Consider the following 12,977-nt stretch of genomic DNA (forward strand, 5'->3'; position numbering starts at 1 on the left):
CAAATGATAGCGGGGAACGAAAATACCGAAGACTTACTGCCCTGGAAGGCCAAGCTAGATCAGGTGTAGTTGTTTTGACTGACACCTTACAGCTTTGGTTTAATCGTATTACCTATATGCTATTTGACAGTGTCTTGCATGAATTGGCGCATTTTACTTATGATAAAAGGTGCTTCTTCTTCTAGGGCGAAGTGGCCAGTATCAAGAATATTGTAATCAATGTTCTTGATATCACGCTTGTAACCTTCAGCACCTGCCACAGGGAAGAACGCATCATTTTTACCCCAAACAAGAAGTACGGGAGGTTGGTTCTTGCGCAGGTATGCTTGCCACTCGGGATATTTTTTCAAATTATTTTGGTAATCAAAGAACATATCTAATTGAACTTCATGTTGACCTGGGCGCGACATTTTCATGTAGTCTAGATTCCAGTTGTCGGGCAAGATGGCATCAGGATTACGAGTACCATGGGTGTATTGCCAGCGGAAAGCTTCTAATGAAAAGACATTGTCTATAATATGTTTTTCAAGTTCAGGCGTTCTTTTTTTCCAATAATCCAACACTTTTCCCCAGCCCTGTTCGCTGATGCCTTCCTCGTAAGCATTGCCGTTCATAACCACAAGACCCGCTACTTTTTCAGGATGTTTAGCGGCAATTCGCAAGCCGACTGGCGCACCGAAGTCTTGAATCATTAAAACGTAACGGTCAAGACCACGTTGAATCAAAAATTTATCGATAGTGTTGGCGACATTGTCAAAGGTGTAGGTATATTCCTGCTTGCTAGGGAAGCTACTATCACCGTAGCCAGGGTAATCGGGAGCGATAAGATAAAATTCATCGCCTAGCGCTGCCAACACTTCCCTGTATTGATGGGAAGACGAGGGGAAGCCATGTAGTAAGACTAAAGCGGGTTTATTGCTGTTGGGCCGACCTGCGTCGCGATAAAATATGTCAACGTTGTCGACTTTTTCAAAGCCATAGCGAACGCGTTCTGGATACTCAAGCGCGTGACTTATTAACGTGCTAAATAAAAGTACAATTAAAATACTGGTTTTTACAAAACCGGCTGTAAAGGTTTTCACAGTGTTTTTCCTTTGATAAATAAGAATTTTCTTGGTTATAGGTCTAGGGTGATGGTATCTGTGTTGACAGCAGGTTTTGCACTGCAAATTAACACGGCACCCGTGTCCGGTGTATAGCTCGTGGGTTTGTCGTACGTCACTGCACCGGTTGTTTTTGTACAGCTACACACACCACAATTACCGGTGCGACAACTGTATATGGGCTGTAAACCTTGTTTTTCGGCAAACTCCAATAATGTGCCATCTTCTGGTTTCCAAGTTGCAGTAATTTTGCTTTTAGTAAAAACTATTTCAGCTTGTTTTGCCGTTGGTGTTGGGCTTGAGGGGTTTTCTTCAATTGAACCCTCACCAAAAAATTCGTAAAAAATATTAGTTTTCATCACTCCTGTAGCAGTTAAATCTGTATAGAGACTACGCATAAACGGCTCTGAGCCACAAAGATAGAAGTCAAAGTGATCAAAGGGTAATATCTGCTTTAGTAAGTCAATGGTGATCCTACCTGAAAAGTCATAATCTGTGCTCAATATGTCGCTAGGCTTAGGTTGTGAAAACACTCTATACACACGTAACCAAGGGTGTTGTTTGGCGAGGGTATTGAGTTGTTTCGAAAAGGCATAAGTATCTGAGTTTTGGGTGCCATGCACAAACCAGACTTTACGTGGGCTTGCACCGTTTTCAATGTCCTGCGCCAAACCTTCTAACATAGCAATCATCGGCGTAATACCGACCCCACCCGATAACATAACAACGGTATGGTCATTATTTTGCAATGTAAATTGCCCAGCGGGTTTACCAATTTCCAAACGATCGCCAATCTGCATAGTGTCGTGTAATCGACGTGATGCTAATCCTTTTTCTTCCCGCTTAACGGAAATACGATAGCTATTTTTCTTCGGTGCCTGCGACAGCGTATAGCTACGTAATATAGGCAACCCAGAGCTATTTTCTGGGAGCTTTATTGGTAAAAACTGACCAGGAAGATAAGTACTTGTTTCGCTACCATCAACCGACTTAAAGTAGAATGAGGTGATGTCACGACTTTCTGGAACTTTTTCTATGATCTCCACGGTTTGATAGCTGCTTTTAGTGGTAGTTTGCACTTGAGAAGGCCACGTCCCAGTATGGAGTAACGATGGTGATAGCTCCTCAAGCTCACCACGCATGGCCAAAAAGTGTTCAACATAAAGACTTTGATGAATATCAACAGATACAATACGCTCAGCACCTTCGAATTCCGCAGCACTGTCAGCATCCCAGATAATTCTCGCAAAACCGATAATGAATAAGGTACTACCACTTTTATAGTCTGGAATGAATAAGCCCACTCGACCATCAGAGTGAATATTACCTAGAGTATTAAAAAAACGATTACCACTGAAATCAGGAAAGTATAAGGAGTTACCTTCAATTTTTACAAAGCCTGGCTTGCCACCGCGGTGGGATACATCAATACCGCAGCGTTCATTTGTTGAGAAAATTTTGGTGCGAGAAGCAATATAAAAGGTATCTGCGTTGTTGAGCAAATCAATACTGGCTGCTGTAAGTGTTTTGGTTAGTGATAAAGCATCGAAATCTAATTCTGAATGTGTATGGTCGCCTTCAACCCAATTTAAGTGACGTTTTTGAATATATTGCGGACAGTTCCCAAAACTTTGTTCGACACTGATGGCAAAACCATCTTGTTTCACAGACTTAAGTACACCATTCATGCGGTTTCGACGGCGGGTATGCGGTTCGATGCCAAGAAAACCGATTTTTTTGTTGTCTGCAAAATCGAGTTTGAGTACGTTTGTTAACGCAGGTGTGGTTGCAATTGTCAGGGTTTTTGCGTCAGGTGATTGAATAAACCCAGGCTTGCCGTGCAACGGCATAGCCCATGGGTAACCGTCCTTATCGGGAACACCAATCACCACCATGGGTAACTGAGTAAAAAAGTCACGATGTTGTTCTGGCATTGCCGGACGAATAAATCCTTCACTGTATCGAGCGACCATGTCAGCTACGCCTAAGCGTTCCTGCACAGCAATTTCGGCATTGTGAAACTGAGATGTAGATGGCTGTTTCATGGTCGACTCCTGGATGGCCCGCAATAAACTTTGTCTTAAAAAATGCAATAACACTTATTCTGTTGGTACTGGTGTTCGCTTCATACCAACGAAACGCGGATGTGCTTCAATACGTTCAAGCCATGCACGGATTGCTGGATAGGGTGCTAGACTCACACCACCCTCAGGTACGTGTGAAACATAGCTGTAACCTGCTACATCTGCCAACGTGATTGTATCGCCTGCAAGGTAATTACGGGTGGTTAGAATGGGTTCAAGCACGGCAAATAAAGCGTCAGTTTTTTGTTTGGCTACGTCATAATCCAAATCTACGCCAAATACTTTTACAAGACGAACCGCACAAGGCCCGTAAGCAATCTCACCGGCAGCCACTGATAACCAGCGCTGTACCTCTGCCGCTTTTAGAGGATCCTCAGGGTACCATTCATAACCATCATTATACTTTTTCTCTAAATAAGTAATAATGGCGTTAGAATCAGACAAAGTGATGCCGTTATCATCAATTGCAGGAACTTGACCAAAAGGGCTTATTTTTAAATACTCTGGTGCTTTGTGGGCTCCGTTAGCCATATCCAGTTCAATTGTTTCGTATGGAATATCCAAAAACGACAACATCAGTTCCACTCGATGACAGTGGCCCGACAGAGCGGCCCGGAACAGTTTTACAGGCGCATTTTGAGCGGGGAATTTTGCATTCATGATAATTTCCTTAATAAGTTGTATAAATTGTTGGTCAATAAGCTTATAGGCCTAACTCAGTTAAACTAGGGTGATCGTCGGGTCGTCTACCTAATGGCCAATGAAACAAGCGATCTTGTTCTTCGATCACATGTTCATTGATACTAGCTATGCGACGTTGCATTAGACCATCTGCATTGAATTCCCAGTTTTCGTTTCCATAAGCACGATGCCATTGCCCTGAATCATCGCGAAATTCATAGGCAAAACGCACTGCGATACGGTTTTCTGTGTAGGCCCACAACTCTTTGACAAGACGGTAATCAAGCTCACGTGTCCATTTGCGTGTGAGTAATGCTTCAATTTGGTCTCGTCCTTGAATAAATTCTGCGCGATTACGCCAAGGACAGTCTTCGGTATAAGCTTGTGCTACTCGCTGAGGATCACGGCTATTCCAGCCATCTTCAGCTAAGCGAATTTTCTGTTTAGCCGTTTCTTCATTAAACGGGGGTAGAGGAGGACGTGACATTTTCATTCCTTATTATCCAGTTATTAAATAATGCCGCCTAAACAGCACTGTTAATGCTTAAGCTGCAATTAAATTATCTACTGCCGGAAAATCAATCACAGTTTGCAGCGTTTCATTTATATAGTTTGTTAGTGTGTTTAAGGCAACATGTCCTACAATCTCAATAATTTCTGCATCAGAATAACCTGCTGCACGAACAGCATCGAAATCGGCTTTAGAAGTCTGCCCTCGCTGTTTAGTAATCGTTACAGCAAACTCAACCGCAGCTGCGGCTTTTGAATCTAGTGAGCTGCCTCGTCGGTTGACACAAATTTCTTGCTTGCTTAATTTCGCTACGTTCTGACCCAAATAGTTATGAGCTGCAAGGCAGTAATTACAGCCATTTATTTCGGCTACCGCTAGCGCAATGCGCTCTCTTGTAGCGGCAGGTAAAGTACCTTTGGCAAGCGCCCCGTTTAGCGCTAAATATCCTTCGAGCGTTTGTGGACTATTGCTGGTTATACGAAACAAATTTGGAATACTGCCAAGTTGCTTTTCAACTGTTTTTAACAGCGGCTGGGAAGCTGATTGAGCTTCTTGTATTGTTTTTGGTGTATTGATACGTGACATAGTTGTCTTTCCTTTGAGTAATAAAAATGTTTTAAAATTTAGCTTGAAGACACTATAGCTGAGCACTTTTGTAAAATAATTACGTAAAGTTGAAAGACATAATTCCAAAAAGTGAAATTATGATCGCCTGTTAATAGAGAGTGAGTAAATTGGTTTTCAGAAACTGACTACTTTTTTGCTAATTTCTTATCTTTCGTAGGCTGAAGCCCGTTGTTAAATTGATGAGGTTTTCAATAATAGTAATAATTCATCCATCTTCAGGCATGCAACTTGTTTTAAAGGTGAGTTAGTTGTATTTTTTCATACACGCAAGCGGTAAAAATTTGGCACCCTTTCAAAAAGCAAAAACTTTTATTAATTTAGAAGTCGAAGCTTTCAGTATGAATATTCTGGGGTTTTACGCCTAATGTTACTAAATACTCAATCATTGTGTTCATAAATCCTGCGGGTCCACAAATAAAAGCGCTCTGGTGTTGAGGTTTAGATACTAGACTTGCTAGCCCATCTTTGGTTAACCGTCCTTGCTCACCGGTTAAAACTAAATTTAAGGTAAAGTTTGGATATGTACTAGCTCGCCGTTTTAACTCGCCGAGCCTTATCACGTCAGATTCAGTTCGATCAACGTGGACCATAGTAATGTTGCAGCTCTCCTGAAGTGAAAACGCACCAATGCCTCTAATCATCGCCAAGTTTGGTGTGATACCAATTCCCGCGCTTATTAGTAATAAGTTTTCTGGAACACATGGCTTATGGTATTTTTCATCAAGGCTGATTGCTGTGAGTTCCCCCTGAATTCCGTTTAATTTCACTTGTAACCCAATTTGTGCATTATCATGCAACCAATTAGTGACAAGCCCTTTGGGTACACGCTTAACGGTTATATCGAGAGTATTGTCCCCAATTATGCTATTTGGAGACTCGGAAAGGGTCCATGTTCTAATTTCTGATTTCGAACCGTTGGGAATACCTGAAAACTCAAATGTCGCGTATTGACCAGGTAAGAAGGCAATCCGGTCCGCTACAATAAAGCGAAAGGTTTTGATATTTGAAGATTCACTGACAATTTTAACTAGCGTAGCTGTTTTGGGATATTCCGAGTTTTCTACCTCAGATTCGACACCCGATATCACAGGATTATAAGGGGAATAATCTAACCTTTCCCATCTATGATTAGTAACGTTTTCTGTGTATATGATCTGTTTTATATGAAATGTTATCTTCCGCGTCGCACCTTCATAACTGCCGTCATGTTCCCAATCAACCATGGCGTTTCCGGTCATTTGAAGAATGTCACCTGTTTCAAAATTCAGTAGTGTTACACCTGCACGGCTACAGATCTCTAAATTACCTGATGTAAAAAACATACCGTTTCCACGATACTCAGGCCACTCGATAGTATTTGGAGAGACAACTCTTACAAAACCCAGTTTTCCTCCGCGGTGATTGCAATCAGCTCCACCTTCTGGTGCAAAACTCCCTATCCACAACGTATCCATGGTTTGAATAAACTCAGAATCTGCTTGAGTTAATTCGTTGCGTTGGACTTGTCTTGCGTCGGTGTTGATGGCCGGTATTTCGTTTTTCTTTTTAATGAGCTTTCGGCGGTTTATGTACTTAGGACAATTAGGCGCATACTCATTTATACAGAGGGAAAGTGTTGCATTATTCGAATCAATATTATTTGCAATGCCATTTATTCTATGGCGAGTACGTTTATTCAAGTCGATACAGAGGAGTGAAAGATGGGCGCCGTTTTCAATTTTTTTAATGGGATCATTTTGAGGAATACACCTCATCGCGATTGATAATTGATTTTCGGTCTGGGCTTGAATATCACCGCGTTCACCAAACAATGGTGTTACCCATATTTCAGATGTTTTTACGTTTACGCTGGCCAAGATGGCGAATGATTGTGCCGCAATAAATCTATCGTGACCGGACGAAAAGGAAAGTTTGGAGTCTTTACCCCGAGCTAATTCAGCAGCAGCACCGCGGGTACCCGCCTTATTTTGCGCGGCCAGTTCACCTCTGTGATATTGTTCAACCTTTCGAACTATCGATTTTTCTTCAGACATAGATAACCCCCGCGATAAGATTTTTTGTTAGTTAGAAGGAAGGCCATTTTTATCGAAAAGATTCTTACGCGCTGTACTGTCTGTGAAAATCCGCTCTCTCTCAGCATGGAGTTCTTGGGCAACATTGAGTCCTGCCTGAACTTGTGGTCTTGATATTAATCGATTAAACCACCTCGACACATGTTCATAGGGCTCCAAAGACACCTTCAATATTTCACTAGCCTTTACCCAACCAAGGCAGGCCATATCCGCGATTGAATATGAATCGGTAAGAAATTGGCGATTTTTTAGACGCCCATCCATTACTTTCAGTAAACGTTTGTATTCACTCACATAGCGTTGAATAGCATACGGTATTTTTTCCGCTGAATATTCACTGAAGTGAATTGCTTGCCCCCCCATAGGACCTAATCCAGACATCTGCCAAAATAGCCATTCGTTAACCTCAGTACGTTGTCTTTCGCTCTGTGGATAAAACTTCTGATGTTTGTTTGCGAGATAAAACATTATCGCGCCCGATTCAAATACTGTTATCGGCAAATCGTCTGGCCCGAATGGATCAACAATGGCAGGCATACGGCCGTTAGGAGATATCTCCAAAAACTCGGTTTTAAATTGATCGCCTTCAATTATGTTAACCAAATTTACATTATACGGAACACCAAGCTCCTCCAATAAAATAGAAATTTTGTATCCATTTGGTGTCGGCCAAAAAAATAGTTCGATAGGGGGGGGATTTGTCATGTTGATTGCCTTATACACAAGTGTGTTTTGAACCAATATTATCCACAAATAGAGATTACGCAACCGTTCTCTTGCTGGACGTTTTAATTTTAGTGGTTAATTCAGAAAATATTACTAAAAATATGAAAAACTGTGATTTTTACTGGAAAAGTCTTTTATTCTGAGTCCATAAATATCGTATTGCTATGAAAAGTTGAAGCATAATGAAAATCGACAATCGGTTTTACTCAGGTGTTGTTATAGTTGTGGAAGACGTGCAAAACAGCGTTGTTTTGGGAAGTTGTTACGGTGAAAACGCATTAAATAAAGGCTTGATGATAATCAGCAAGCCTTTATTAAAGCGTAGCCAGAATGTTTATTTTAAATCAAATCTGTCTGCGTTCATGACTTTGTTCCAAGTTGCGATGAAATCGTGAACGAATTTCTGTTTAGCATCTTCACTGGCATAAACTTCAGCAATTGCTCGCAAAATTGAGTTAGAACCAAACAGTAAGTCAACATCGGTAGCTGTCCAGATAGCTTGACCGTTGTGACGATCGTTACCTTGATAACTATTGTTACCGGTTTTTGTCCATTTTACTTGCATATCGAGCAAGTTTACAAAGAAGTCGTTAGTTAAGGTTTCTGGTTTATTTGTTAAAACACCATTTTTAGATCCATGCGCATTGGCATTAAGAACCCGTAAACCACCGACTAGCACAGTCATCTCCGGCGCCGTAAGGTTAAGCAACTGAGCGCGATCAACCAATAAGTCTCCAGGTTTGAAACTCGTTTTAGGTGAAATGTAGTTGCGAAAGCCGTCAGCTATTGGTTCGAGTACAGCAACCGACTGAATATCGGTTTGATCCTGGCTTGCATCAGTGCGACCTGGCTGAAATGGTACCTTAACTGAGTTTCCTGCATCTTTGGCAGCTTTTTCTATAGCAGCAGCTCCACCAAGCACAATCAAATCCGCTAATGACACTTTTTTGTTGCTTGCTTGACTATTGAATGAGCCCTGTACCTTGCGCAAAGCTTCTAAAGTAACTTTCAACTGTGCAGGGTTATTTACTTCCCAGTCTTTCTGTGGAGCAAGTGCAATGCGTGCACCGTTTGCGCCGCCTCGTTTATCGCTACCACGGAAAGTTGATGCAGATGACCAAGCTGCGTTAACCAGTTGACCCACCGATAAACCAGTCGCTAGAATTTGTGTTTTCAAATGGGCAATGTCAGCTTCATCGATTAATTCGTGATCCACTTCGGGAACGGGATCTTGCCAAAGTTGTGGTTCAGCAGGTACAAGCTTACCCAAACCTCTGCTGTATGGACCCATATCACGATGCGTTAATTTGTACCAGGCACGAGCAAAAGCATCGGCAAATTGATCTGGATTTTGATGGAAGCGCTTAGATATCTTGGCGTACTCAGGATCCATGCGTAATGCCATATCGCTGGTGAACATTATAGGTAAATGTTTTTCACTACTACCGTGTGCATCGGGAACGTTAGCGGCTGACGCATCTGTGGGCACCCATTGAATTGCTCCGGCTGGACTCTTAACAATATCCCAATCGTAACCTAAAAGAATATCGAAATAGCTATTGTCCCATTGAGTCGGAGTATTTGTCCAAGCACCTTCCAAACCACTGGAAATTGTGTCGGCTCCCTTACCACTGCCGTATGAGCTAGTCCAACCAAGACCTTGCTCTTCAAGCGCTGCACCTTCAGGCTCGGCACCAACGTGAGATGCGTCTCCGGCACCGTGAGCCTTACCAAAGGTATGACCACCAGCAATTAGAGCAACAGTTTCTTCATCGTTCATGGCCATTCGTGCAAATGTTTCACGAATATCATGCGCTGAAGCCAATGCACTAGGGGTACCGTCAGGACCTTCTGGGTTGACGTAAATCAAACCCATTTGCACCGCTGCCAAGTTACCTTCCAATTCACGGTCAGCTTTATAACGTTCATTATTGAGCCATTCACCTTCAGGACCCCAATAAATATCTTCTTCTGGTTCCCATATGTCTTCACGACCGCCGGCAAAACCAAAAGTTTTAAAACCCATGGTTTCGAGCGCAACAGTGCCGGTAAGAATAATTAAATCGGCCCAAGAGACTGCTTGACCATATTTTTGCTTGATTGGCCAAAGTAATCGACGCGCCTTGTCAAGGTTGACGTTATCTGGCCAGCTATTAATTGGTGCAAAGCGTTGGTTACCCGTACCCGCGCCACCTCGACCATCACCAGTTCGATAGGTGCCTGCACTGTGCCAAGCCATGCGCACGAAGAAAGGGCCATAATGCCCATAGTCGGCAGGCCACCAGTCTTGTGAATCTGTCATTAATGCTTTTAAATCGGCAATCAAGGCGTCTAAGTCCAGAGACTTAAAAGCTTCGATATAATTAAACTTTTCATCAAGTGGATTGGATTCCTGGGTATTCTGGTGAAGAATCTTCAAGTTCACTTGGTTAGGCCACCAATGCTCGTTTTTCATGGTTGGGCGTTTTCCTTGGTGATTACCATGCATTACAGGACATTTGGAAATCTGGGTTTGATCTAGGTCGCTCATTTGCTTTCCTTTTTATTAAATTAAGCGTGGCAGATTAGCGACTATTATTAGAACGCTGATTAAAAACTAATTCTTAGCCACACACTTCTGAGAAACTTAGAGTAACAGAAAAAATTTGTAAAATTATTACTTTATGTTGGAAGTTATTTTTGTTTATATTGCAATAATAGTTCTAAATGATGTGCTGGCGGAGTGAGTTTTTGGATAAATTACAAACAATTAAGGTTTTTATTGAAGTAGCAAAGCATCAAAGTTTTTCTATCGCAGCCGAAAACTTAGGCATGTCCGCACCTGCGGCAAGCCGAGCAATTGCTGAATTAGAAGGCCGCTTACGAACTAAGTTGTTTAATCGAACAACACGTTTGGTGCGTTTAACGGAGACTGGGGCCCGTTTTTTTAAAGACACACAGCGCATACTGGAAGATTTGGATGATGCTGAGTCAATTGCGAAAGGGGTTTATAGTACCCCATCGGGAATCTTGACAATCACTGCTCCAGTTCTCTTTGGTCAACAACATGTGATGCCAGTTGTTAACGAATATTTGAGTCTTCATTCTGAGGTTAGTGTCAAAGCAATGTTTTACGACCGAGTGACTAGCTTGCTAGAGGAAGAACTTGACATTGCTATCCGTATTGGACACCTAAAAGACTCGAGCTTATATGCTAAAAAAGTTGGTACTGTTAGACGCATTATTTGTGGTTCACCTAGCTATTTTAAAAAAAGTGATTTGCCCAAGAAACCCACAGACTTATTAGATCACAACTTGATTTTTCCAACAACGTTTGAAAACACTTTAACGTGGCAGTTTCAAAATGGAGATAAAAAAGAACTTATAAAATTGAATCCCAGATTAATGTGCAATCAAAACGCAGCCGCATTAAAAGCCGCTATTGAAGGTCGTGGAATTACACGTTTGATGTCGTATCAGGTTGGTGAAGAGCTAGAAAAAGGGACTCTAATAGCAGTATTAACAGGGTATGAGGAAGAGCCATTGCCTGTTCATGTAGTACACGTTGAAGGGCGCCGTGCCAACGCGAAAGTTCGTTCTTTTATTGATTTGGCAGTTGAGCGTTTTAGAACAAACCCTTTTATCAATACTGAAGTGAAGTAATTTGATAGCGAAGAGTTATCTTTGGCCTAGATCAAGGTAGTGCGTTACTCTGTTTTTTCCATTTTGTTTGGATTGAGCTAGGCTCGTCTCAAAATTATAGGCTCCACGTCATCTGGTAAATGACCTGTCAAACCTTCAATTTTAGATAGTTTTTTGCGGTTGACATCTGCCAATGTCCCCCTACCTATTGCTGGCTTTCTTTGTTTATCGGTTTCAAAGTTTAGGGTTTCAAAAGTGTGTTTGAAGCTTCTATCTTGCATATGTTGCTTGTAAGGCCGACTTTTTATTGACTGTTGAGCAAGCCAAGTCGGTGAATATTTTCGACTAAATCGATGAAAACCTTCAAAAGCAAAATGTTCTTCGACGTACCGGTCACTTAAAGCAACTAGTTCATCAATTAAAGAATACATTAAACCGTCTATTTCATTTAGGTAAATAATGACAGATAAGCGTTTATCGCAGTACGCCAGTGGAAGAGTACTGCGATGCTGACAACTTTTTTCGCTACGCAAAAGTTTTTGTTCTATAAATTTTATATCAATAACTGCGCGTCCATCCGGTAAGGGAATAACCTTTTCTATCTCTAGATTGTGGTTAGCGAATTGGATGTTTTTTAACTGTTGAGTTAATTCTTTTTCTGGATTTACTATTGGACTCTTTTTTACTAAACCCACAGCGTATTTAGCTGCTTTTTGAAGCATACCAACATCCTGATGACTACTAAGTGGTGTACTGCGAACTTTGTGATTTTCAATTTTTAAAGTTAGATACTCACGCACTTCGTGTTCCATAACCTTTTTAATAGCTAGCATTGTGGTTTGAATAATTTCCGCAGTAGGCGTATCACTATCAATTCGCCATTTGCGTCCGTACACAATTTTAGGAGGATAATCTATGTTGGGGTTACGATAATTTTCATGCCCAATGATTCCGACCTGGATGTATAGTCCCTGATGATCAATTGCTGAAAAAAGTAAAACATCATCATCAAAGGTTATCTTGCTTAATAGTGTTCTAACGCTGTCGACATCGTGTTCGTAAGTAATGTAATGCTGAGGCAAATGTGGCTGGTTTTTACTAATATTAATTATTGGAGCCCCAGGCATGGCTTTTTCACCTTTTGCTAAACGAATCAAACAGCTAATAGACATGAATATTTTCCCATTTCACAACACAGTTGAGTAAGTTCAACGAATTATTTCGTCTCACTCGCTGCTTTGAAGGTCTTAGCCGGCGAGTCTTACGTTTTCAATATCATTGAACTTTAGTAAAAACATACTAACTTACGTTCTAGTTAGTCTATGTGAGACGGTGAACGAATTAATTGTTGATTTCTGCAATTAATTGTTGCTAAATATGCAATAATTAAAATGCTTACATTATAAGTTTTTCAAATGGTAGAGGCTTACATCGAGTTGAATCGAGAACAAACCTTAAGTGAAGTTCACTATTCAATGCAGCTCAACCCGACGTTTGTCAACATAGTTGTCGTGTTTTTAAGCTACTTCTTTCTCTAGTTTTTGACCGTCAT

Annotated in this window: 10 protein-coding genes; 1 reads left to right on the forward strand and 9 read right to left on the reverse strand. The window is 41.3% G+C overall.

The window, feature by feature from the left end:
* Positions 1 to 119: 119 nt before the first annotated feature.
* The 8 genes from ACFOHL_RS00005 to katG all read right to left on the reverse strand — a co-directional run bounded on the left by ACFOHL_RS00005 (position 120) and on the right by katG (position 10,334).
* The gene (locus ACFOHL_RS00005; protein WP_376918144.1) at positions 120 to 1,082 is read right to left on the reverse strand and encodes an alpha/beta fold hydrolase; all 963 of its coding nucleotides are present in this window, start codon (positions 1,080 to 1,082) and stop codon (positions 120 to 122) included.
* Between the two features lie 35 nt (positions 1,083 to 1,117).
* The gene (locus ACFOHL_RS00010; RefSeq protein ID WP_376918145.1) at positions 1,118 to 3,148 is read right to left on the reverse strand and encodes an FAD-binding oxidoreductase; all 2,031 of its coding nucleotides are present in this window, start codon (positions 3,146 to 3,148) and stop codon (positions 1,118 to 1,120) included.
* Positions 3,149 to 3,202: 54 nt separating this feature from the next.
* Positions 3,203 to 3,847: a glutathione S-transferase family protein gene (locus ACFOHL_RS00015; protein ID WP_376918146.1), complete on the reverse strand. Its 645-nt coding sequence runs from the start codon at positions 3,845 to 3,847 to the stop codon at positions 3,203 to 3,205.
* Between the two features lie 43 nt (positions 3,848 to 3,890).
* Positions 3,891 to 4,355, reverse strand: a complete 465-nt coding sequence (locus ACFOHL_RS00020) for a nuclear transport factor 2 family protein (protein ID WP_449188590.1) — start codon at positions 4,353 to 4,355, stop codon at positions 3,891 to 3,893.
* 57 nt (positions 4,356 to 4,412) lie between these two features.
* Complete coding sequence (locus tag ACFOHL_RS00025) at positions 4,413 to 5,072, reverse strand: carboxymuconolactone decarboxylase family protein (protein ID WP_376918148.1); 660 nt, start codon at positions 5,070 to 5,072, stop codon at positions 4,413 to 4,415.
* A gap of 251 nt (positions 5,073 to 5,323) precedes the next feature.
* On the reverse strand, positions 5,324 to 7,039 hold the full coding sequence (locus ACFOHL_RS00030) for an FAD-binding oxidoreductase (RefSeq protein WP_376918149.1): 1,716 nt from the start codon (positions 7,037 to 7,039) through the stop codon (positions 5,324 to 5,326).
* Between the two features lie 27 nt (positions 7,040 to 7,066).
* The gene (locus ACFOHL_RS00035; protein WP_376918150.1) at positions 7,067 to 7,783 is read right to left on the reverse strand and encodes a glutathione S-transferase N-terminal domain-containing protein; all 717 of its coding nucleotides are present in this window, start codon (positions 7,781 to 7,783) and stop codon (positions 7,067 to 7,069) included.
* Between the two features lie 355 nt (positions 7,784 to 8,138).
* On the reverse strand, positions 8,139 to 10,334 hold the full coding sequence (katG, locus tag ACFOHL_RS00040; protein ID WP_376918151.1) for a catalase/peroxidase HPI: 2,196 nt from the start codon (positions 10,332 to 10,334) through the stop codon (positions 8,139 to 8,141).
* Positions 10,335 to 10,534: 200 nt separating this feature from the next.
* Between katG and ACFOHL_RS00045 the strand changes: the two genes are divergently transcribed.
* Complete coding sequence (locus ACFOHL_RS00045) at positions 10,535 to 11,446, forward strand: LysR family transcriptional regulator (protein ID WP_376918152.1); 912 nt, start codon at positions 10,535 to 10,537, stop codon at positions 11,444 to 11,446.
* 77 nt (positions 11,447 to 11,523) lie between these two features.
* Here ACFOHL_RS00045 and ACFOHL_RS00050 read toward each other — a convergent pair whose 3' ends face one another.
* Positions 11,524 to 12,582 carry a hypothetical protein gene (locus tag ACFOHL_RS00050; RefSeq protein WP_376918153.1) on the reverse strand — a complete coding sequence of 353 codons (1,059 nt, stop codon included), beginning with the start codon at positions 12,580 to 12,582 and terminating at the stop codon, positions 11,524 to 11,526.
* Between the last annotated feature and the right edge of the window lie 395 nt (positions 12,583 to 12,977).

Source organism: Agaribacter flavus, assembly GCF_042646125.1.
In the GTDB taxonomy this organism is placed as follows: Bacteria; Pseudomonadota; Gammaproteobacteria; order Enterobacterales; family Alteromonadaceae; genus Glaciecola; species Glaciecola flavus.

Coding starts and splice junctions, on each gene's coding strand:
- ACFOHL_RS00015 (WP_376918146.1), bottom strand. CDS start 3,847: ATGAATGCAAAATTCCCCGCTCAAAATGCGCCTGTAAAACTGTTCCGG.
- katG (WP_376918151.1), bottom strand. CDS start 10,334: ATGAGCGACCTAGATCAAACCCAGATTTCCAAATGTCCTGTAATGCAT.
- ACFOHL_RS00030 (WP_376918149.1), bottom strand. CDS start 7,039: ATGTCTGAAGAAAAATCGATAGTTCGAAAGGTTGAACAATATCACAGA.
- ACFOHL_RS00035 (WP_376918150.1), bottom strand. CDS start 7,783: ATGACAAATCCCCCCCCTATCGAACTATTTTTTTGGCCGACACCAAAT.
- ACFOHL_RS00020 (WP_449188590.1), bottom strand. CDS start 4,355: ATGTCACGTCCTCCTCTACCCCCGTTTAATGAAGAAACGGCTAAACAG.
- ACFOHL_RS00010 (WP_376918145.1), bottom strand. CDS start 3,148: ATGAAACAGCCATCTACATCTCAGTTTCACAATGCCGAAATTGCTGTG.